Source organism: Stenotrophomonas sp. 82F1 (assembly GCF_056861525.1).
The window spans coordinates 40,643-60,975 of record NZ_JBSPUD010000010.1; the positions used below are offsets into that span (position 1 = coordinate 40,643).

General features: G+C 66.9%; 16 protein-coding genes. 9 read left to right on the plus strand and 7 right to left on the minus strand.

Features of this window, described 5'->3' with window-relative positions:
- Positions 1-36 precede the first annotated feature (36 nt).
- Together AC13GI_RS11785 and AC13GI_RS11790 are read left to right on the plus strand one after the other, a co-directional pair.
- Positions 37-2,688 carry a hybrid sensor histidine kinase/response regulator gene (locus AC13GI_RS11785; RefSeq protein WP_482996346.1) on the plus strand — a complete coding sequence of 884 codons (2,652 nt, stop codon included), beginning with the start codon at positions 37-39 and terminating at the stop codon, positions 2,686-2,688.
- 124 nt (positions 2,689-2,812) lie between these two features.
- Positions 2,813-3,544 (plus strand): hypothetical protein, encoded by a 732-nt coding sequence (locus AC13GI_RS11790; RefSeq protein ID WP_482996347.1) that lies wholly within the window; start codon positions 2,813-2,815, stop codon positions 3,542-3,544.
- A gap of 64 nt (positions 3,545-3,608) precedes the next feature.
- Here the strand turns inward: AC13GI_RS11790 and AC13GI_RS11795 are convergent, their stop codons facing one another.
- The 4 genes from AC13GI_RS11795 to AC13GI_RS11810 are packed head-to-tail and all read right to left on the minus strand — an operon-like array spanning position 3,609 to position 7,451.
- Positions 3,609-4,265 (minus strand): response regulator, encoded by a 657-nt coding sequence (locus tag AC13GI_RS11795; RefSeq protein ID WP_089236778.1) that lies wholly within the window; start codon positions 4,263-4,265, stop codon positions 3,609-3,611.
- Between the two features lie 60 nt (positions 4,266-4,325).
- Positions 4,326-5,381, minus strand: coding sequence for an ABC transporter substrate-binding protein (locus AC13GI_RS11800; RefSeq protein WP_346579759.1), 1,056 nt, complete (start codon positions 5,379-5,381; stop codon positions 4,326-4,328).
- Positions 5,378-6,769, minus strand: a complete 1,392-nt coding sequence (locus tag AC13GI_RS11805) for a sensor histidine kinase N-terminal domain-containing protein (RefSeq protein ID WP_346579767.1) — start codon at positions 6,767-6,769, stop codon at positions 5,378-5,380. Before AC13GI_RS11805 ends, AC13GI_RS11800 begins: the two co-directional genes overlap by 4 nt.
- Positions 6,762-7,451, minus strand: coding sequence for a response regulator (locus AC13GI_RS11810; RefSeq protein WP_380656236.1), 690 nt, complete (start codon positions 7,449-7,451; stop codon positions 6,762-6,764). Before AC13GI_RS11810 ends, AC13GI_RS11805 begins: the two co-directional genes overlap by 8 nt.
- 324 nt (positions 7,452-7,775) lie before the next feature.
- Here AC13GI_RS11810 and AC13GI_RS11815 point away from each other — a divergent pair, with 324 nt between their 5' ends.
- The 4 genes from AC13GI_RS11815 to AC13GI_RS11830 all read left to right on the plus strand — a co-directional run bounded on the left by AC13GI_RS11815 (position 7,776) and on the right by AC13GI_RS11830 (position 13,531).
- Complete coding sequence (locus tag AC13GI_RS11815; RefSeq protein ID WP_180166070.1) at positions 7,776-8,915, plus strand: OprO/OprP family phosphate-selective porin; 1,140 nt, start codon at positions 7,776-7,778, stop codon at positions 8,913-8,915.
- A gap of 54 nt (positions 8,916-8,969) precedes the next feature.
- Complete coding sequence (locus tag AC13GI_RS11820) at positions 8,970-10,298, plus strand: CitMHS family transporter (RefSeq protein WP_108265490.1); 1,329 nt, start codon at positions 8,970-8,972, stop codon at positions 10,296-10,298.
- A 25-nt stretch (positions 10,299-10,323) separates the two neighbouring features.
- Positions 10,324-11,064 carry an acetoacetyl-CoA reductase gene (gene phbB, locus AC13GI_RS11825; RefSeq protein ID WP_025874115.1) on the plus strand — a complete coding sequence of 247 codons (741 nt, stop codon included), beginning with the start codon at positions 10,324-10,326 and terminating at the stop codon, positions 11,062-11,064.
- 178 nt (positions 11,065-11,242) lie between these two features.
- The gene (locus tag AC13GI_RS11830; RefSeq protein ID WP_312705352.1) at positions 11,243-13,531 is read left to right on the plus strand and encodes a TonB-dependent receptor; all 2,289 of its coding nucleotides are present in this window, start codon (positions 11,243-11,245) and stop codon (positions 13,529-13,531) included.
- A gap of 437 nt (positions 13,532-13,968) precedes the next feature.
- On the opposite strand, the gene AC13GI_RS11835 is transcribed toward AC13GI_RS11830, so the two are convergent.
- A complete protein-coding gene (locus AC13GI_RS11835) occupies positions 13,969-15,222 on the minus strand; it encodes a flavohemoglobin expression-modulating QEGLA motif protein (RefSeq protein ID WP_093817976.1) in 1,254 nt (417 codons plus the stop codon).
- Positions 15,223-15,394: 172 nt separating this feature from the next.
- Positions 15,395-16,504, minus strand: a complete 1,110-nt coding sequence (gene rsgA / locus AC13GI_RS11840) for a ribosome small subunit-dependent GTPase A (RefSeq protein WP_099820985.1) — start codon at positions 16,502-16,504, stop codon at positions 15,395-15,397.
- Between the two features lie 112 nt (positions 16,505-16,616).
- Here rsgA and AC13GI_RS11845 point away from each other — a divergent pair, with 112 nt between their 5' ends.
- From AC13GI_RS11845 to AC13GI_RS11855, 3 genes are read left to right on the plus strand one after another with little or no spacing between them, the layout of a single operon-like run.
- Positions 16,617-17,891: a pyridoxal phosphate-dependent aminotransferase gene (locus AC13GI_RS11845; protein WP_100462668.1), complete on the plus strand. Its 1,275-nt coding sequence runs from the start codon at positions 16,617-16,619 to the stop codon at positions 17,889-17,891.
- A 3-nt stretch (positions 17,892-17,894) separates the two neighbouring features.
- Positions 17,895-18,512: an SGNH/GDSL hydrolase family protein gene (locus AC13GI_RS11850; protein ID WP_482996348.1), complete on the plus strand. Its 618-nt coding sequence runs from the start codon at positions 17,895-17,897 to the stop codon at positions 18,510-18,512.
- A 4-nt stretch (positions 18,513-18,516) separates the two neighbouring features.
- Positions 18,517-19,248 carry a class I SAM-dependent methyltransferase gene (locus AC13GI_RS11855; RefSeq protein ID WP_482996349.1) on the plus strand — a complete coding sequence of 244 codons (732 nt, stop codon included), beginning with the start codon at positions 18,517-18,519 and terminating at the stop codon, positions 19,246-19,248.
- A 253-nt stretch (positions 19,249-19,501) separates the two neighbouring features.
- On the opposite strand, the gene AC13GI_RS11860 is transcribed toward AC13GI_RS11855, so the two are convergent.
- The gene (locus AC13GI_RS11860; RefSeq protein WP_482996350.1) at positions 19,502-20,281 is read right to left on the minus strand and encodes a polysaccharide deacetylase family protein; all 780 of its coding nucleotides are present in this window, start codon (positions 20,279-20,281) and stop codon (positions 19,502-19,504) included.
- Positions 20,282-20,333 lie beyond the last annotated feature (52 nt).

The following is a 20,333-nucleotide window of genomic DNA, read 5'->3' on the forward strand; positions in this document are numbered from 1 at the left end:
TACACCGCGCCCGCCGGCCCTGCGTAGACTGCCGCCATGTACTGGCTCAGCCGCCACCGCCTGCAGTTGCTGACCGTTCTGGTGATGGTGGCCGGCACCGTGCTGTGCGCGGCCGCCGCCGGCCACTACGCCTGGCGACGCGCGCTCGGCACGGAAAGCACGCAGGTGCAGCGCCAGCTGCAGCTGTATGGCCAGGGGCTGCAACAGCGCATCGACCGGTTCGGCACCCTGCCGCAGGTGATGGCGCTGGACCCGGACCTGCTGCATGCATTGCAGGTGCCGCCCTCGCCCGCCGAGCGGCAGCGCCTGAACCTGAAACTGCAGCGCGCCAACCAGGTCACCCGCACCTCGACGCTGACCTTGGTCGGCCGCGATGGCGTGGCCGTGGCCGCCAGCAACTGGGACCAGCCGACCAGCAACGTCGGCGAGGATTACAGCTACCGCCCGTACTACCAGCAGGCACTGGCCCATGGCCGTGGCCGTTTCTACGGCATCGGCATGACCACCGGCGTGCCCGGTTACTTCATGTCCGAAGCCATCCTGGATGCCGACAGCCAGCGCATCGGCGTGATCGTGATCAAGATCGAGCTGTCCGCGCTGGAACAGGAGTGGTTGAACAGCCCGGACGTGGTGCTGACCAGCGACAACCACGACGTGGTGTTCCTGGCCAACCGCGATGCCTGGCGCTACCGCCTGCTGCGCCCGCTCGGCGCGGAGGAACGCAACGAGATGCGTGCGGCGCGGCAGTATGCCGATCGCTCGCTGCAACCGCTGCGCGTGCGCACCGAAGATGTGCTGGCCGATGGCGGCCGCATGGTCCGCCTGCTCGACCCGGCACTGCCGCAGGCAATGCTGTGGCAGACCCTGGCGCTGCCCGACGAAGACTGGAGCCTGCATCTGCTGCACGACGCCAGCGCGGCCACCAGCGCGGGCCGAGGCGCGGCCGTGGCCGGCGCCGCCGCATGGCTGGCACTGGGTTTCCTGGTGTTGTTCGTGCAGCAGCGACGTCGCCTGTCCAAGCATCGCCAGCGCAGCCGGCGCGAACTGGAAACCCTGCTGAAACAGCACGCCCAGGAGCTGCGCACCGCCCAGGACGGCCTGCTGGAAGCCGCCACCGACGCCGACGTCGGCTTGAGCCGCAGCCTCGAACATCTGCCACAGGGCGTAGTGGTGATCGACAAGGAGCAGCGCCTGGTGGCGTGGAATTCACGCTATCTGGAACTGTTCCGCTTCCCGGCCGGGCTGGTGCGGGTGGGCCGCCCGATCGAGGAACTGTTCCGCTTCAACGCACGTCGTGGCCTGTTGGGCCCCGGCCCGATCGACGAGGCCATCGAACGCCGCCTGACCCACCTGCGCAGCGGCCGCCCGCACATGCGCGAGAGCGAGAAGGACGACGGCACGGTGCTGGAGATCCGCGGCAACCCTTTGCCCGATGGTGGCTTCGTCACCAGCTATGCCGACATCACCAGCTACAAGAACGCCGCACGCGAACTGCGCTCGCTGGCCGATGCGCTGGAACACCGCGTAGCCGAGCGCACGCAGGATCTGGACGAAGCCCGCCGCGAGGCCGAACAGGCCAACCGTTACAAGACCCGCTTCGTCGCCTCGGCGGTGCACGACCTGCTGCAGCCGTTGAATGCCGCGCGCATGTTCGTGTCGGTGCTGCGCGGCAAGCTCAGTGACCCCGCACAGCAGCAGACCAGCGACCATATCGATGCCGCACTGGCGGCACAGGATGCGATTCTCAACAGCCTGCTGGATATCTCTCGGCTGGAATCGGGATCGTTGCAGGTCCGCGTGCGCGCTTTTGCACTTTCGCCTTTACTAGAAACCCTGGCGCGCGAGTTCGGCATCGCCGCACAGAGCCGCAGTCTGCAGCTTGACTGGGTGGACACCCGCGCGGTGGTCATCAGTGACGAAGCGCTGCTGCGGCGCATCCTGCAGAATTTCCTGTCCAATGCGCTGCGCTACACGCCACGTGGGCGCGTGTTGATCGGCTGTCGGCGCACCGGCGACCAGCTGCGCATCGAGGTGCATGACCAGGGGCCGGGCATTCCGGAAAGCCTGCAGGGCGAGATTTTCGAAGAATTCCGCCGCTTGAATGACGGCGTGGAGCAGGAACGTGGCGCCGGCCTGGGCCTTGCCATCGTCGAGCGCATCGGTCGCCTGCTCGGCCACCGCATCAGCCTGCGCTCCACGCTGGGCAAGGGCAGCGTATTCGCCGTCAGCGTGGCACTCGGACGCGCCGACGAGGTGATTGCACCGCCGGCAGCGCCGGTCATCGCGACCGAACCGTCCGATGACAGCCCGCTGCGGCAATGTCGGGTATGGAGCATCGATGATGACCCGCACGTCTGCGCGGCGACCCGTGCGCTGCTGGAACGCTGGGGCTGCAATGTGGAACTTGCCGACGGCCCGCAGGGCGCGTTGGAAATCGCCAGCGCGTTGAACGTGCCGCAGCTGTTGCTGCTGGACGTGCGCATGGGGCAGTGGCACGGACCGGACCTGTATGAAGCGCTGTGCACGCTATGGCAGGCGCGGCCGCCGGTGATCCTGGTAACCGCCGAGCGCGATGATGCGCTGAAGGCGCATGCTGCCGAGAACGGTTGGGGCTTCCTGCTCAAGCCCGTGCGGCCACCGGCGCTGCGTGCATTGATGACGCAGTTGCTGTTGCGGCATCGGGGGTAATGGTGCTGCACCATGCGAGGACCATCGGCCGCTCTTTGAGACGAGGCTGAAAAGCGATCGCCCCCATGGATAGAGGATGGGCATAGTCTGAACAGCAGACGAGCCATTGCCCTACTTACCACCGTTGCTGAAGATCAGAAAATTGCATGACCGGGCCAATCGGCCAGCCAGACCAGAGGCATTGATCGTGCCCGTTTCTCCCGTATCTCCTGCATTCACAAGATATTTCAGCCCGATCGTGGCGACGCTTCTCGGCCTCTGCTGCAGCGGATGCATCGATGGAAAATCATCGAAAGCAGACGGGAATCAACAGACAACTACAGAAGAAGGCAGCATCAGCCAGCGTCATCCAGATACAACAGAATCAGCCAACCCGCGTGGCCGCACTGTATCGAATCAGCGCATTTCGGCGTCGGCCAGGAATAGTACGGAACGCACATCCGAGTACCTTCAGGTCGAGTCTGGATTCATGCAGAACAGAGGCATCTCAAGCCAGACTGCTGAAGACCTTCTGCGGTCCAGCCGTAGTACCTATGAAGCAATCGATCGCATGACCATCGACGCAGCATCCAGCCCGGATGCGCAGGACCTGGCCAGGCACTATCGATCGTCTCTCATGCGCGCAATGGATCAGAACGCCGTTCTTGAGCGCCTTGCGTGCGGCCTGAGCATATGCATTGGTATCGCTCGAGCCCGAAGCAATGCCGATCACCAGGCATGGGGCCAGAGGCTGGCGTCAGACCGATCGTCTCCCACATACAGCTACGCGGAAGTATCTGAGGGTATCGGTGCGGGATACGAAAACAGATTCATTTTCTCTATCGATCCGGAACTGAACTCGATCAGCGGAAACTGATCGAGGAAGCGGAACAGAATCAACAACGACCTGATACACGGGTCAATTCAATGTCCTGCCGCGATCAGCCATCCATCCCAGCGCGCGCATCACCTTCGGGCTCCAGCGCCTTCACCAGCACGGCCGCTTGGGTGCGGCTGTGGCATTCGAGCTTCTTCAGGATCGCGGTGACATGCACCTTCACCGTGTTCTCAGCCAACCCCAGCTCATAGGCGATCTGCTTGTTGAGCAGGCCATCGGCCAGGCACAGCAGCACGCGGAACTGCTGCGGGGTCAGCTGGGCCAGGCGGCTGGCCAGCAGCGCGTCGGCCTCGGAGCGCTCGGCCGCCATCGCCGGGAACCACAGGCCCCCATCGAGTACCGCCGCCACTGCTTCACCGATGGTTTCGGCAGGCGCGGACTTGGGAATGAAACCGGCTGCGCCGAACTGCTGCGCGCGACGGATCACCCGCGGATGATCGTTGGAGGACAGGATCACCACCGGAATGTCCGGGTGCGAACCGCGCACGTGCAGCAGCGCGGAGAACCCATGCGCGCCCGGCATGGTCAGGTCCAGCAGCACCAGATCCACATCGGGCTGCGCATCCAGCGCCGCGGCCAGTGCTTCGGCGCTGGCCACCTCGCGCACCTGCGCCAGCGGCAGGCTCTGCCGCAATGACTGCACCACCGCCGAACGCAGCAGCGGATGGTCATCGGCGATCAGGATGGTGTATTCGCTCATGCGGCTATTGTACGGGCAGCAAACCGCATCCGCCGGGCATGGCCCGGCGCTACCAGGGCATCAGCGCCCCGCCGGCTCCACGCTGCTGCGCCAGGCATCGAGGAACTGGCGGCGCTTGAGCGCATCCAGGTAGACCAGCAGGCCGGGGCCGAGCTGGATCGGGCGGCGGCTGCGGCCGGGCGCTTCGTCGCCGCCTGCATCGCCGCGCACGATCGGCATCAGCCGCGCCTCGCGCGCGAGCACCTGCTGGCCGCGTGGCGACAGCAGATAGTCGAGGAAGCGTCGCGCTTCCTGCGGGTGCGCTCCGGTGCGCGGAATCACCGCGGTACGCAGCACCACCAGCGTGTAGTCCTCCGGCTCGACGATGGCCAGCGGTGCGCCCGCGTCGATACGCGCCTGCGCATACGAGCCCAGCACGTTGTAGACCAGCGACAACTGGCCGCTGGCCACCTGGTCCAGCAGCACGCCGGTGCGCTCCTCGCGCACCACCGCGTTGTCCCCCAGCGCACCGAGCAGGGCGCCGGCGATGCTGCCGCGCTGGGCGTCCTGGGTCGCCAGCAGATAACCCACGCTGCTGCGTTCGATGTCGTAGGTGCCGACCTTGCCGCGCAACGGCGTGCCTTCCGCACGCAGCAGGTCCAGCAGCTGTCGACGTGTGTGCGGCACTTTCGCGGCCGGCAGCCTGCGCGTGTTGTAGACCATCACCACCGGCTCGTAACTGATGCCGAACGCCTCGCCACGCCACTGCGCCCACGCCGGCAGCGCCTGGGTCTGCACCGAGCGGTGCGGCAGCGCGTGGCCGTCGTTGACCAGCTTGGTCTGCAGGTCCATGCCGCTGGAGATCAGCAGATCCGGCGACGCAGGTCCGGCGCGGTCATGCAGGTAACGCGCGTACAGGTCCTGGGTGATGATGTCTTCGTACACCACCTCGCTGCCCGGATACAGGCGCTGGTAGTCGGCGATGACTTCGGCGAAGACCTCGATATCGGTGGTGCCGTGGATGCGCAGCTGTGCAGTGGCGGTGCCCTGTGCGGGAAAGCGGCGTACATCGCCGGGCGCAGCGAGGGCCGGCACGGCCAGCAGCAGGGCAACAACAGCGGCAAACAGGCGGATCATGTGCTGCTCCGGGGCAGGCGGATGGTGGCGACCAGACCGCCCTGCGGTCGATTGCTGAGGTCGATCTGGCCACCATGGCTGTCGACCACCCGCTTGACGATGGCCAGGCCAAGGCCGGCACCGCCGGAGGGCGCGCCCTCGCCCCGTGCGAAACGCTCGAACACGCGTTCGGCATCCACTGCGGCGATGCCCGTGCCGTGGTCGGCGATGGTCAGCACGGCCTGCCCGCCCTCAGCGGTCAGCGCGATCTGCAAGGGACCATCGCCGCCATACTTAAGCGCGTTGTCGACCAGATTCTTGATGGCCTCGCGCAGCAGCAGCGCGTCGCCGTGCACCTGCACCGGCTCGGCCGTCATCGCCAGCTGCACGCGCGGGGTGGGCCCGGCCTGCGGCAGCGCTTCGTGCAGCGCCTGGTGCACGGTCTCGGCCAGGTCCACGGTGGCGAAGCGCTGCAGATGTGATCGATGGATCACGCTGGCATCGCTGAGCAGCTGGTTGAGCAGGCGGCTCATGTGAGTGGCATTGCGCTCGATCGCCAACAGGCTGCGCCGCATGTCCTGCGGATCGTCGTCGTCCAGCGCCAGTTGCGCCTGCGCACGCAGCGCGGCCAGCGGCGTGCGCATCTGGTGCGCCGCCTCGGCCATGAACGCACGCAGGGTTTCATTGCTGCTGGACAGGCGTTCCATGAAGCGGTTCAGCGCTGCCACCATCTGGTCCATCTCGCGCGGCACGCGCGCATCCAGTGGTTTCAGGTCGGACGGCTCGCGGCGCGACAGCTCGCGCTCGACCCGCACCAGCGGCCGGAACGCGCGGTGCACGCCGAAGGCCACCAGTGCCAGCAGCAACCCCGACAACACGCCGATCGCCAGCAGCGCGCGGTTGACCAGCTCCTGCGCCACCGCTTCGCGCGCACGCCGGGTCTGCCCCACCTGCACCTGCACCTCGCCCTGCGCGGAGGCAGCGGCAAAGCTGCGGCCGACCACGACGAAACGCACGGTCTCGCCGCTGTAGGGCGCATCGAACAACTGCGGTTGCGTGCCCGGCCGACGCGGCGACGCGGGCAGGTCGCCGTAGCCGGTGATCAGGGTGCCGCGGCTGTCGGCAACCCGGTAGAACACGCGGTCCTCCGGCGCCATCGCCAGCAGGTCCAGCGCAGCATACGGAAGATCCACCTGCCACTGGCCGTCCACCAAGGCCACCGAATCGGCGATGGACAGGGCCGAGGACACCAGCAGATGGTCATAGGAGCGGTTCGCCGCGCGTTGGCCGTAATCGCGTGCAGCAAACAACAACGCCACCGCGAATACCGCCAGCAACGCGCCCAGGTACAGCAGCAGGGTGCGCCGCAACGAGCCCGGTGCGGCGTTCGCAGCGCGTGCGTCAGCCATCGGCGTCGCCGCTGCCGTCGCTGGCTTCAAGCAGATAGCCGACGCCACGCACGGTGGTGATGCGCAGCGGCGCAGCCGCAAGCTTCCTGCGCAGGCGGCCAACATACAGCTCGATGGCGTTCGGGCCCGCTTCGTCATCGAAGCCGAACAGGCCATTGCCGATCTCATCCTTGCCCACGACCTGGCCGATGCGCCCGACCAGGATCTCCAGCAGGCGGTACTCGCGGTTGGGCAGCTCGATCGGTTCGCCATCCAGGGTCACCCGGTGTGCGGCGTTGTCGAACTGGAAACCACCGATCTGCACCACTTCACTGGCCTGCCCACGAGCACGTCGCAGCAGCACGCGGCAGCGCGCCTCGAACTCGCGGAAATCGAACGGCTTGCCCAGATAGTCGTCAGCACCGACATCCAGCGCCTGCACGCGATCTTCGATGCCATCGCGTGCGGTCAGCATCAGCACCGGGGTGCTGTCGCCACGCTCGCGCATGCCGGCCAGCACGCGCAGCCCATCCAGTTTGGGCAGGCCGATATCCAGCACCACCAGATCGAAACTCTGGTAACGCAGCACGCTGGCAGCGGCCAGACCGTCGGCCTGCCAGTCCACCGCGTGACCACTGCGGCGCATGCGCCGGATGATCGCATCGGCCAGGTCCGGGTTGTCTTCGACCAGCAGCAGGCGCATGGGCGGGGGCGTGAGGGGGGAAACGAATGCTACCGCATGGCGCCGCTGCGCTCGCCGGGCATGGCCCGGCGCTACCGATGCTGACCTGTTCCGCCGGGCGTGGCGGCGCCACCGGGCGCATCGTCGCGGGGTAGCGCCGGGCCATGCCCGGCGAGCGCAGCGGCGGTCTTTACGCTGCACCGCACAAACCGCTGACAGGACGATGACAGCTTGCGCGACACAGACTGCGGCCGCGCACCGTCCGGTGCCCACGATTGCCGCGCGCCTGGCGTGCACCTGGGAGGGTTTGTGGAATTGAGCATTGCCTGGCGGCGTCCTGCCGCCATGATGGCCCTGGCTGCGCTGTCCGCGCCGGCCTTCGCCGCCGAAGACGACCGTCCGGTCACGGCCACCCTTGGCGGTCGTCTGCATCTGGACTTCGCTACCTTCGACAACGACAACCGGGGTACGCCGAACAAGGATGACACCGAGATCCGTCGCGCCTGGGTTGACGTTTCCGGCAAGTTCTTCGTGGTCGACTACAAGCTGGAAGCCGATTTCTCCGGCGACCGTGTCGAGGCCAAAGACGTCTACCTGAGCCGCAGCTTCGGCGATGCCGGCCGGCTCACCGTGGGCCAGTTCAAGCAGTACTTCTCGCTGGATGACCGCACCGGCTCCAACTACGGCAGCTTCCTGGAGCGCGGCAACGCCGGCACCACGCTGGCACCGCTGTACCGGCTGGGCGCGTCCTGGCAGGCCAATCCGGGCGATTTCACCTGGGCAGCCAGCGTGTACAGCCTGGAAAGCATCGATGCCTGGCAGGTCAAGGGCCGCGCCGCCGGTGGCCGCGTCACCTGGGCACCGGCCCCCAGTGAGGGCGACGTGCTGCACCTGGGCCTGTCGCTGGCCCGCGAGGCCTACGACAACCCGGGCGGCAACGGCACACCGGGCCTGAAGATCCGCCCGCGTCCGGCCGGCCATCTGTCCGACGAGAGCCGCCTGACCCTGGTCGATTTCTCCGCCGGCCGCGATACCGACGTCAACAAGTGGTCGCTGGAATATGCGCAGGTGCGCGGCCCGCTGTCATGGCAGGGCGAGTTCAGCGGCGCCACCTTCGATGATGGTGCCCAGCGCGGTGATGTGATGGCCGCCTACGGCATGCTCAGCTGGTTCGTCACCGGCGAAAGCCGCGCCTACGACCGCAAGACCGGCCGCTTCGCCCGGGTCAAGAACATCCGCCACAAGGCCGGTGCCTTCGAAGTGGCCCTGCGCTACGACCAGATGTGGGGCGCACAGCACCTCGATGGCCAACCCGACCTGCGCCGTGGCAGCACTGAAGGCTGGACGCTGGGCGGCAACTGGTACCTGCGCGACAACCTGCGCTTCATGCTCAACGTGATCGAAAGCCGCAACCGCGATCGCCTGGCCGGCACCACGGTGGACCGCACGCGCGCGGTCACCGGGCGCCTGCAGTTCGACTTCTAAACGTCAGCCCCTTCCACTTCCCCACATCCTGATTCTTCAAGGAGTCCGCAGATGATGCTGAGCATCCTCGGCTTTGGCATGGTCATTACGTTCATGTACTTGATCATGAGCAAACGACTGTCGCCACTCGTTGCCCTGATCACCATTCCCATCATCTTCGCCCTCATCGGTGGCTTCGCTGCCGGCATCGACGAAATGATGCTGGAAGGCATCAAGAAGATCGCGCCGACCGGCGTGATGCTGATGTTCGCCATCCTCTACTTCGGCGTGATGATCGATGCGGGCCTGTTCGATCCGCTGGTGCGGATCATCCTGCGTTTCGTCAAGGGCGACCCGATGAAGATCGTGTTCGGTACCGCCGTGCTGGCGATGCTGATCTCGCTCGATGGCGATGGTTCGACCACCTACATGATCACCGTCTCGGCGATGCTGCCGCTGTACCAGCGGTTGGGCATGAACGCGCTGAACATGACCTGCGTGACCATCCTCGCCGGTGGTGTGATGAACCTGACGCCGTGGGGTGGCCCGACCGCACGCGCGGCCACCGCACTGCACGTGGACCCGGCCGATGTGTTCGTGCCGCTGATTCCGTCGATGGTGATCGCCTGCGCCGGCGTGCTGCTGCTGGCCTGGTACCTGGGCCTGAAGGAGCGCCGTCGCCTTGGTGTCGTGACCCTGCCCAAGGGTGGCAGCTGGATGGACAACAGCGTGTCCGACGACGGCAATACGCTGCCGACCGTGGAAGATGCCGAAGACACCAAGCGCCCCAGGCTGCTGTGGGTGAACCTGGCGCTGACCGTGGCCCTGATGAGCGCACTCATCATCGGTGTGCTGCCGATGCCGGTGCTGTTCATGATCGGCTTCGCCATCGCGCTGGTGATCAACTACCCGAACCTGGCCGAGCAGCGCCGTCGCGTGGTCAGCCATGCCGGCAGCGTGCTGTCGGTGGTGGCGCTGATCTTCGCTGCGGGCATCTTCACCGGCATCCTCAACAACACCGGCATGGTCGAAGCGATGTCGCACAGCTTCCTGGCGATCATCCCCGACAGCTGGGGCCCGTACCTGGCGGTGATCACCGCCGTGGCGTCGATGCCGTTCACCTTCTTCATGTCCAACGACGCGTTCTACTTCGGCGTGCTGCCGATCCTGTCCGAGGCGGCCGGCAACTACGGCATCACGCCGGTGGAAATGGCCCGCGCGTCGCTGGCCGGGCAGCCGGTGCACCTGCTCAGCCCGCTGGTGCCGTCCACCTACCTGCTGGTGGGACTGGCCAAGGTCGAGTTCGCCGACCACCAGAAATTCACCCTGAAGTGGGCGATCGCCATTTCGTTGTTGCTGATGATCGGCGGCCTGTTGTTCGGGCTCTATCCCTTCACGACCTGATTCCCTTATCAAGGAGCGTTCTGCAATGACTCTTCGCATCGCCTACGTCACCAGCGGGATGGGCAGTGTCGGTACTGCCATCTGCCAGAGCCTGGCCCGTTCCGGCCATACCGTGGTCGCCGGCTGCGCGCCCAACTCGCCGCGCAAGGCCAACTGGCTGCGCGAGCAGCGCGAGCAGGGTTTTGATTTCATCGCCTCCGAAGGCAACGCGACCGATTGGGCGTCGACCACGGCGGCCTTCGCCAAAGTGCGTGCCGAAGTCGGCGAGGTGGACGTGCTGGTCAACAACTCCGGCGGCAGCCGCGACCTGCTGTTCCGGCAGATGACGGTGGAGGACTGGAATGCGGTGATCGCCTCCAACCTCAACTCGCTGTTCAACCTGACCAAGCAGGTGGTCGATGGCATGGCCACGCGTGGCTGGGGCCGCATCATCAATATCGGTTCGGTCAGCGCCCACAAGGGCCAGATCGGCCAGGTGAACTACGCCACGGCAAAGGCCGCGATGCACGGTTTCAGCCGGGCGCTGGCCGCTGAAGTCGCCTCGCGCGGGGTCACCGTGAATACCCTGTCGCCGGGCTACATCGCCAGCCAGGCGATCAGCAGCTTCCCGCCGGACGTGCTGGACCGGCTGGCCGCGTCGGTGCCGGTACGACGCCTGGGTCGCCCGGAAGAAGTGGCCGGCCTGTGTGCCTGGCTGGCTTCGGATGAAGCCTCCTACGTGACCGGTGCGGACTATCCGGTCAACGGTGGCCTGTACATGGGCTAGCGCTTTCCCACGCAGGGCGTGGGTCTACTCCCCTCCCCCGGTAGATTCACGCCCTGCGCGGCTTCCCCCCGCGATGCCGTTCGTTGGTTTTTCGTAAACAAGGTTTCATGTTCCGTTCGCATAGTGGCCACGCACCGCGCCCCCGGGCCGGTGACCACCCCCCATGCAATGGACCATCATGCAGACCCGATACCTGACGATCGCCGTGGCGATCGCGCTTTCCGCCGCCAGCGCCCACGCCGCTGAAGCCACCGACGCCACCGCCGATACCGCGCTGAGCGCGCAGACGCTGGATACCGTCTCGGTCATCGGCCAGGGCGAGACCCGCCAGGTGCAGCGCATCACCACCGTCGACAAGCAGGTGCTGCCGCCAGGTACCAGCGGCCAGAAGATCCTCGACCGCCTGCCCGGCGTGTCGGTGCAGTCCAACGATGCGTTCGGCGCGAATGAAGAATCGCAGACCATCAGCCTGCGCGGCTTCGACAAGAGCCGCCTGGGCTACACGCTGGATGGCATTCCGCTGGGTGACAACAGCTACGGCAACTACAACGGCCTGAGCATCGCCCGTGCACTGATCGCCGAAAACCTGGCCGGCGCCGAGCTGTCGCAGGGCATCGGTTCGCTGGGCGTGGCCTCGACCAGCAACCTCGGCGGCACCATCCAGTACTTCTCGATGGATCCGTCCACCGAGTTCGGCGGCCGCGCCAGCATCACCGCGGGTGATGACAACCAGCGCCGCGGCTACCTGCGCGTGGACACCGGCGACATCAACGGTTTCTCGGCCTATGTCTCCGGCGTGCACCAGGACCAGGACATGTGGGCCGCGCCGTACCAGAACCAGACCACCCGCCAGTTCAACGCCAAGGCGGTGTGGAATGTGGGCGACAACCGCTTCGGCGCCTTCGTCGCCACCTCGCGCGCCAGCCAGGCCAACTATGCCTATCTGTCCAAGGACATGCTGGCGCGCGGCCTGGGCTATGACTGGAACATCTATGCACCGGACTGGGATCGCGCCGTTGCGGCCGCGTACTGCGCACCGGGCACCTACAACAAGGCGCGCTGCGCGTTCAGCGGCGGCGTCAACAGCATCGACGATGCGTACTACCAGAGCCGTGCGCTGCGCGACGACAACCTGTACTCGATCGACGCCGACATCCGCCTGGGTGAGCAGGGCCGCCTGAAGCTGCTGGGCTACCACCATGAGAACCGTGGCCAGGGCCACTGGTGGGCACCAGGCCAGCCGTCCTACCCGGGCACCGACAAGATGCTGCCGATCTCGATCCGCAGCACCAACTACACCATCAACCGCGACGGCATTACCGCAGCGCTGTCGTGGACGCTGGGCATCCACGAACTGGAAGCCGGTGTGTGGTACGAGCAGAACGACCATAACGTCTCGCGCAATTTCTACTACATCAGCGGCCCGTTCCTGGACGACCTGTACCTGCAGAACCCGGACCGCCGCCTGTTCAACCAGGACTTCGACATCCGTACCCGCCAGTTCTACGTGCAGGACCGGATGCGTTTCCTCGACCAGCGCCTGACCGTGGATGTGGGCATCAAGAGCCCCAACACGCGCATGACCGCCAAGGCCCAGCCGGGCGTGGAAACCAGCATCGCCTCGGGCACGCTGACCGCCAAGGAATCGGTGCTGCCGCAGCTGGGCGTGGGCTTCAAGCTCAACGCCAACAACGAGGTGTTCGCCTCGTATGCGGAGAACATCGCTGCCTTCGTCGGCGGTGGCAGCGGTGGCCCGCTGCAGGTGTCACCGGAATCGTTCGCGGCCAGCGCCGGCCTGGAGCCGGAGAAGTCCAAGAGCCTGGAAGCTGGTTTCCGTACCTTCGGCGAGAAATACCAGGCCTCGATCGCGGCTTACAACGTGAAGTTCGACAACCGCCTGCTGTCGCTGAACCCGTGCTCGAGCATCGAAGTCGGTACGCGTCCGGAGTGCGTGACGCGCTTCATCAACGTCGGTTCGGTGAAGAGCCACGGTGCAGAGCTGACCTTCATCCTCAAGCCGGTCGATGGCCTGCAGTGGTACAACGCGCTGTCCTGGAACAAGACCACCTACGAGGATGACTACACCTCGGGCGGTGCGATCGTACCGGTGGCCGGCAAGATCACCGTGGACACACCGCAGCGCATGGCCTCCAGCGAGATCAGCTGGAACCGCGATGGATTCTTCGCCAGCCTGCGCGCCAAGTACACCGGCAAGCGCTACTACACCTACACCAACGACCAATCGGTGCCGGGCGTGACCACCTTCGATGCGGGCGCCGGCTACGACTTCGGCCCGGGCATGGGCCTGCGCAACGTGCGGGTGTCGTTGAACGCGACCAACCTGACCAACAAGCGCTATGCGGGCCAGTTGAGTTCGTTCGCACCGACCGATCCGAAGGGCACGCGCTATGCGATCCATGCGAGTGCGCCGCGGCAGGTGTTCATGACGGTGGCGGCGGAGTTCTAAATCAAAAGCGGGCGCTGCGGCGCGTTGATGCCGTAGTGGGGCGAGGTGGGACGGGCCGAGGCAGGACACGCCGCAAGTACGTCCCTGTAGGCTCGGTCGGCGCATCCATGCGCCTCACGGTCCTGCCTCGGCCCGTCCCACCTCGCTCGACAGTTTCCCGCTCCGGCGCGGAGACAATGAGAAGCAAGGGCAAAAGCAAAGAGCCGGGCGTTGCCCGGCTCTTTGCTTTTCAAGCTTTTCAAACGTAACCCCTCTGGTGGATTGCTGGCCGTCTCGCAGGAAATTGTCTGGAGCGGGGGGCTTGCGCTGGCCAGGACCGTCCACGGCATGGATGCCGTGGCCGAGCCTACAGGGACGTACTTGCGGCGTGTCCTGGCCAGCGCAAGCCCCCCGCTCTCCCCGATATCAATCAAGACGCCATAAGCCGCCAACGCATTTCATTCCGGCGCCAGCTGGTCCATCCGGATGCGGTTGGCGAACAGCGAGAACGCCAGCATGCCGGCCAGGCCGTTCGCACGGCTCATCCAGTGCGGCAGCCAACGCGGTGGCTTCAGCACGCCCGATTCGAACAGCGGCGCGAACGCGATCGCATCGGTCAGGCTCATCTTGCCGGCGAACAGCCAGCGGCAGACCTGCAGGCGATCCTCGGCCAGCATGTGGCGGAAGAACGTGTGCACCGACACCAGACCGCGCAGGTACACCGTGTCCTTGGTGAAGGCCAGGCCACCGCTCGGCGGCACACCGCGGAATACCCGCTGCGCCGAGGCGAAGCTCTCTTCCGGGTTCTGCCCGGCATCGCAGAAGTAGCGGAACACCTCGATGAAGTCCGCACCTTCGCGCGCCATCGCGATCGCCTCGGTACGCAGGCTGATGCGCTTCAGTCGCTCGATGTCGATACTGCCGGTGATCTGTTCGGCGAATGTCGCCAATCCTTCCTGGGTGGCCGTGACCCGTGGCGAAGACAGTGCCAGGCTCGGCAGCACCGGCTGCGCGCGGCCGTTCAATGCGGTCAGCGAATGCACCAGCGCTTCGTGGTGGAACAGCTGCGCGCGGTCGTAGGCGCTGAAACGCGCACTGGTGCGCAGGCGGATGCGGGTCGGTCCGGCCGCTGCCTTGGAGACCAGCTCCGGATCCAGCTGCACCTGGATGATGCGTGATTCGAAGAATGCATCGAGGTCATTCTGCAGCTGCAGTTGCAACGCGATCGCCGAAACCGGCACCTGCTCTTCCGGCGCCAGCAGTTCGTGATCCAGTTCGGCAGCAATCTGGATGAAGTGGCGCGCTGCATCGCGCGTGCTCGGTCCGTTGCCGGGCAACGGTTGCTCGGGTGACCCGAACAACTGCACCGAACAGGCATCCACGGCCGCGGTACCGAGGCCTTCCAGCAGCTGTGCAGCCAGATCCCAGCTCTGCGCGGACTGCCGCACGTAATGGCCGAGCGGATGGCTTTCATCGCACTCGGCAGCGAGGGCGGCCAGTGCACGACGCTCGTCGCTGAAGTCCAGCTTCGGGTAGTCGACCACCGGCAGCGTCGGCTGGCCGCGCGCAACGCTGTCCAGGAAGGGTGCTTGCAGGGTTGCCGGCCAGCTGGTCAGGCCCAGCAGGCGGATGCCTCCTACGGCCTCGACCAGGCGCGCATCGAGCGCTGCATGGTGGGCCACGTCACGGTCCAGCGTCGCGGTCGGTTCCATGGGCGGACTATAACGCTCCGCTCTTGCTTTGGTAGGTGCCAACCTTGGTTGGCACAGATATGCATGCGCGGAAAGCATCCACGCATGGCGTGGATCTACTGGGCTGCCCCCTGCCCTGACAGTGCCAACCAAGATTGGCACCTACCAGAAGCGCGTTCCCGGTACCTCGGGCTCAGCGCCTACGCGGCTTGCCGGCGGGGCGGAACTGCTGGCCCTTGCCTTTCCTGCCACCGCGCTCCTGCGCGGTCTCGGCCTGGCGCACGGCCAGCTTCGCAGCGGCGGCGGCCACTTCTTCCTTCAACTTGAAGTAGTTCTGCAGCCGGCTCTCTTCAATCTCGCCGGCATCGATCGCCGCACGCACGGCACAGCCGGGTTCCTGCTGGTGCATGCAATCGCGGAAGCGGCACTGCGCGGCCAGCGCTTCGATATCGGCGAAGCCGCCTTCGGCCAGCGTCTCTTCGCCGGTCGGCTTCAGTTCGCGCATGCCCGGCGTATCGATCAGGCAGGCGCCCATCGGCAGCGGCATCAGTGCGCGGTGGGTGGTGGTATGGCGGCCGCGCGAATCGTTGGCGCGCACCGTGTTGGTCTTCATCCGCTGCTCGCCCAGCAGCGTGTTGGTCAGCGTCGACTTGCCCGCACCGGAAGAACCCACCAGCACCACCGTGCGGCCCGGGCCCAGCCACGGCTCCAGCACTGCAACACTGTCCGCATCCAGGCCGTTGATCGCGTGCAGCGCGATGCCCTGCAGCTCCAGTTCTTCCAGCACCGCCAGCGCATCGTCGCTGTACTCGGTCTGGTCGGCCTTGGTCAGCACCACCACCGGTTCGGCACCGCCACCGCCCACCAGCAGCAGGTAGCGTTCAATACGACGCGGATTGAAGTCCGCATCCAGCCCGCAGACGATGAAGACGGTATCGATGTTGGCCGCGATCACCTGCTGGTGGTAATGCTCACCGGCAGCGCCACGCTTGATGGCGGTACGTCGCGGCAACAGGGCGACGATGCGGATGCCGTCCAGCAGCACCCAGTCGCCCACCGCTGGCCGTTCGTGGCTGGGGAAGCGCGGGCGCTGCCATTCCGGCAACGATTCGGCCTTGATCGACGCCTCCGGGCCATCCGCCACCACGTAGTGGGTGCGGTGCTGTTCGATCACCCGCGCCGGGTGGGCCTGCGGGTGCGCAGCCATCACGGCCTGCCAGTCGGCCTGCTGCGGCGGGCCCGGCCAGGGCCAGCCAATGGTCTGCAGGGCGGTGAAATCGGGGGTCTGGGTCATCGCCGCCATTCTACCTGTGCGATGCCGCCCAGCCCAATGTTGGCGGGCCCTGCAGCCCTTGCCATGCGCTGCAGCAATTCCGCTACCATGGAACCCCCATGCCTTTTGCGGCCCACCGCCCATGTCCACTCCCTCGCCCAAACCCCTGGTCATCCGCGAGCGCCTTTCCGAAGTGCGCTACGAAATCCGCGGAGAACTGGCGCGGCGAGCCCGGGAGCTGGAAGCGCAGGGCCACAAGCTGATCAAGCTCAACATCGGCAATCCCGGCGCGTTCGGCTTCCGTGCACCGGAACACCTGCAGCGCGCCATCGCCGATGACATGGGCCGCACCGATCCGTACACCCACCAGCAGGGCCTGCCGGTCGCCCGCGAAGCCATCGCCGCCGCCTACGCCCGCCGTGGCGCACCGGATGCCCACCCGGACCGTGTGTTCGTCGGCAACGGCGTCAGCGAGCTGATCGACCTGTCGCTGCGTGCGCTGCTCAACCCGGGCGACGAAGTGCTGGTGCCCTCGCCGGACTACCCGCTGTGGTCGGCCTCGACCATCCTCAACGACGGCCGCCCGGTGTACTACCGCTGCGCCGCCGAGAACGGCTTCCAGCCGGACCCGAGCGAGATCGAGACGCTGGTGTCCTCGCGCACCCGCGCCATTGTGCTGATCAATCCGAACAACCCCAGCGGCGCCAGCTACCCGCGCGAGCTGCTGGAGCGCGTGGTCGAGATCGCGCGCCAGCACAACCTGCTGCTGCTGGTCGATGAGATCTACGACCAGATCCTGTACGACGACGCGGTGTTCCAGCCGGTCGCACCGCTGGCCGGTGACCATCCCTGCCTGACCTTCGGCGGCCTGAGCAAGGTGCACCGCGCCTGCGGCTGGCGCGTGGGCTGGGCCCACCTCAGCGGCGACGACGCACGCCTGGGCGACTTCCGCGCCGCGCTGGACCTGCTGGGCGCGCTGCGCCTGTGCGCCAACGTGCCGGGCCAGTACGCCATCGACGCCGCAGTGAACGGGCCGGACACCATTTCCGAGCTGTGCGCACCGGGCGGCCGTCTGTATGAAACCCGCCGTGCGGTGATCGAAGCCTGCGAGGCCAGCGAGCACCTGTCGCTGGTCGCCCCCGCCGGTGCGCTGTACGCGTTCCCGGCCGTGGTCGGCGCCGCCGCCAAGGGCTTCGACGACCACAATTTCGCGCTGGACCTGATGAACAACGACGGCGTGCTGGTGGTGCCGGGCTCGAGCTTCAACGTGCCTTACCGCCACCACTTCCGCGTGACCCTGCTGCCAGAGGCGTCGGTGATGCGCGACGTGTTCGCCCGTATCGATCGTGCCCTCGCCCGCCGTGCCGAAGACGCCACCAAGGTGGTGCCGCTGAAGCCCCGCCGGTCGGTGGCTTGAGCGATGGGCTTGTCGTATCTGGCCCTAGGCGATTCCTACACCATTGGTGAAGCGGTCGCGGTCGACGGTCGCTGGCCGCATCAGCTCGCCGCCGCGCTGCGCGCGCAGGGCATCGATCTGGCCGACCCGCAGACCATCGCCATCACGGGTTGGACCACCGACGAGCTCGACGCCGGCATCGACGCAGTGGCGCCGCAGGGGCCGTTCGACTTCGTCAGCCTGTTGATCGGCGTCAACAACCAGTACCGCGAGCGCCCGCTGGATGAGTACCAGGTGCAGTTCCAGGCCCTGCTGCAGCGCGCGATCGGCTTTGCCGGTGGCCGCGTGGACCACGTGCTGGTGCTGTCCTTCCCGGACTGGGGCACCACGCCGTACGGTGCAGGCAGCGGTCGCGACCTGGCCCGCGTCGAGCTGGAGACCGACGAGTTCAACGCGGCTGCCGAGGTGATCAGCAGCCAGCAGGGTGTTGCCTTCGTCGACATCACCGATATCAGCCGCGACAACAGCGCTGACCCGACGATGATCGCCGAGGATGGCCTGCACCCGTCCGCACGGATGTATGCGCTGTGGAGCGCACGTGCGCTGCCGGTGGCCGCGCACCTGCTGGGCAGGACGGACTGATCCGATGGACGGCACGCCACGGAACGGCACGCCTCTGCCCTGCTCGCCGCTCGATGCCGGGCAGGCGCGCCTGATCGCCGAGTCCTTCCGGCCGATGCAGGCCTGGGGCAGCCGCCGCGATTACTACTACACCCGCGGCAAGCTGGGCAGCGACCCGCTGTATGACGGCGTACTGCAGCACCTTCCCGACGACGGCCAGCCGGTACTCGACCTGGGCTGCGGGCTGGGCCTGTTCGCGCACGTGCTGCGCCAGCGTGGCCGCCAGCAGGCGTACCTCGGGATTGACGTGGACAGCGACAAGATCGCGCGTGCGCAGCGCGCCGGCACCGGCCTGGCCGATGCACGTTTCGACTGTCTGGATGTGCAGGCACCCTTGCCGGCGCATGCCGGGCATGTGTTGCTGCTGGATGTGCTGCAGTACCTGGACGAAGCGCCGCAGTTGGAACTGCTGCGCGCGGTGAGCGCGCGGGTCGCACCCGGTGGCCGCCTGCTGCTGCGCACGCCGCTGGCGACCGGCGACCGCCGCGACCGCGCCACGCGGGTGGCTGATCGCCTGGCCTGGCTGGTCGGCTGGATGGGCACGCGACCGCGTCACTACCCGGATCCGCAGGTGCTGCAGGCCACGCTGGCCGAGGCTGGATTGCGGGTGACGGCACCACGGCCGCTGCATGGGCGCACGCCGTTCAACAGCTGGCTGCTGGTGGCTGAGCGTCCGGGAACTCCGGCCAACGGCTGAGCCCCTCGTGGTGCGCGGCGGTCTACGAGGGCTGCCCGGGCGGGATGGGCTGCGCGGGGACGCCGTGAACCCCTCCTTGGGGGCTTAGCCGCGCCATCCATGGCGCGGATACCCCGCACAGCCCATCCCACCCGGCCACGGACGGTTTACGGGCGCGTCCACCACGGAAGACAAGAGAAAAGCGAAGCGCAAACGCGGGTCGCTTCGCTCTTGCTGCGTCTGGCGCTCGCCGGGCGTGGCCCGGCGCTACCGGTCAGCCGGGCGGCAGTTCGGCCTTCAGGCCGCGCTCGTCCAGCGCCTGCAGCACGCGTTCGATGATGGCCAGGTTGTGGCCGTGGGCGGCACCTTCATGCAACAGCACGATCGCACCCGGCCGCAGGTCGGGCAGCAGACGTGCCAGCACGCCGTCCGGCGTGCAGCCGACGCCGTCGTAGCCGCGGGCGCTCCAGCCCACGCGCACCAGGCCCAGCTTGCGCAGGACCGGCGCCACGAACGGGTTGGTCATGCCCACCACCGAGCGGTACCAGCGCACCGGTCGCCCGCTGACCGCCTGCAGCGCCTGCTGGCAACCTTCGATCTCCGCCGCCATCGTGCCCGGGCCCAGCCGCCAGAAGCGCGCCTGCGGGTGGCTGTGGCTGTGGTTGCCGAGGTCGTGTCCACGACGCAGGATCTCCTCCACCAGGGCCGGATGCGCCAATGCGCGCTCGCCGACCAGGAAGAAGGTCGCCCGTGCCTGGTGCCGGTCCAGCAGATCCAGCACCGCCGGGGTCTCTTCACTGGGACCGTCGTCGATGGTCAGCCAGACGCGGTTGCCGGCATCGGGCAACCGGCTAAGCACCGGCGCGTAGAAGCGGCTGTTGGGCAGGAACACCGGCACCATGAACAAGGCGTGGCTTGCCACCATCACGGCCAGGCCCCAGTGCCAGCCCGCCAGCACCCAGATCAGGATCACAGCCAGCTGCGACAGCAGCAGCCAAGGCACCCAGCGCCAGGGCCGGGTCGGGATGCGATGCAATGTTCCTGCGCTGGTCATTCCCCATGATGCCATGGGGGGTAGAATTGATGATTCGAATTTTTCGGACCCA